Origin of the sequence: Vibrio sp. AND4 (assembly GCF_000171815.1) — a bacterium.
In the GTDB taxonomy this organism is placed as follows: Bacteria; Pseudomonadota; Gammaproteobacteria; order Enterobacterales; family Vibrionaceae; genus Vibrio.
Genome location: NZ_ABGR01000119.1, coordinates 1 through 1280, shown reverse-complemented (window position 1 = coordinate 1280; position 1280 = coordinate 1). Strand labels below are relative to the sequence as shown.

The 1280-nt window shown below is 44.5% G+C and carries 2 protein-coding genes and 1 pseudogene; all 3 read left to right on the top strand.

The window, feature by feature from the left end:
• Window positions 1–209 (top strand): annotated as a pseudogene (locus AND4_RS19805) (HAMP domain-containing histidine kinase); the annotation flags it as partial.
• A complete protein-coding gene (gene vxrB / locus AND4_RS19085) occupies window positions 184–846 on the top strand; it encodes a response regulator transcription factor VxrB (protein WP_009844628.1) in 663 nt (220 codons plus the stop codon). The pseudogene AND4_RS19805 and the gene vxrB, both read left to right, overlap by 26 nt.
• A 9-nt stretch (window positions 847–855) precedes the next feature.
• Window positions 856–1280 (top strand): DUF2861 family protein (locus tag AND4_RS19080; RefSeq protein ID WP_009844627.1); only part of this gene is annotated, 425 nt, incomplete at its 3' end.

Below are 1280 nucleotides of genomic sequence, written 5' to 3'. Positions count from 1 at the left end.
TCATTTTCCAAGTCATAGATGCCGGCAGTTTGACTGCAAAAGATTGGGCAAACCTAAGAAAGCCGTTCGTGAGTAAGAGCGGATTAGGGCTTGGATTAACAATAGTTGAATCAATGGTAGGCCGCATGGGCGGAAAAATGTCCCTAATGGGGCCACCTACAACCTTTATATTGGAGATACCTTGTGAAACAGACACTGCTTCTCGTTGAGGACGATAAAAACTTGGCTGATGGCCTGTTAGTGAGCCTGGAACAAGCAGGATATGAGTGTTTACATGTGGAGCGTATTTCAGACGTTGAGCCACAATGGAAAAAGGCTGACTTAGTCATTTTGGATCGCCAACTGCCAGATGGTGATTCCGTACAATCTCTTCCTGAATGGAAAAAAATTAAAGATGTTCCAGTAATCCTGCTAACTGCACTGGTTACTGTAAAAGATAAAGTGGCTGGTCTAGATTCTGGCGCGAACGATTACTTAACGAAACCTTTTGCTGAAGCGGAGCTATTCGCTCGTATTCGTGCGCAGCTACGCGCACCAGATTCAGCTGATCAGGACAATAGTGACAAAGTAAAGACAGCGGATCTTGAAATTAACCGCGCGACACGCGAAGTGAAATTCAAAGAAGAAATGATCACGCTGACTCGTACTGAATTCGATCTGTTGCTGTTCTTGGCATCTAACTTAGGCCGTGTTTTTACACGTGACGAATTACTAGACCACGTGTGGGGGTACAATCATTTCCCAACAACCCGTACAGTAGATACGCACGTACTTCAGCTTCGTCAAAAACTGCCAGGTCTTGAAATCGAGACACTCCGTGGTGTTGGCTATAAAATGAAAGCGTAAAAACAAAAAATGAAAACACTACTTCCTGTAGTTCTATCATTATCATTGTTGAAACCAGTCCATGCCACGGACTGGTTTCAGTCCAATACACCTCTAACACAAGCCCATCAGCATCTGCTTGAAGATGATCTCGGCGGTATGTTCAATTCTCTTGTTGAACTTTGGCAAAGTGAGCCCAAAGAAATAAGGCCACAACTCAACAACTTGCTTGCTCAGTCTCTATCAAAAGATTGTGGTAAATCACTCACCAGTGTCACGCTTCCAGATTGGATCAGCGGCATCAACGTGATCCGTCAAACCATTCAGAGCCCGGGTAGAGATACCTACCGTCTCATGGTTAAGTTACGTGCAACAACCGACATTGAAGATATCTCATTTCGTCGTTGGGTAGATAGCTCAATCTCTGCCGATAGCTCCTTTAGTTTGAAGAGCCG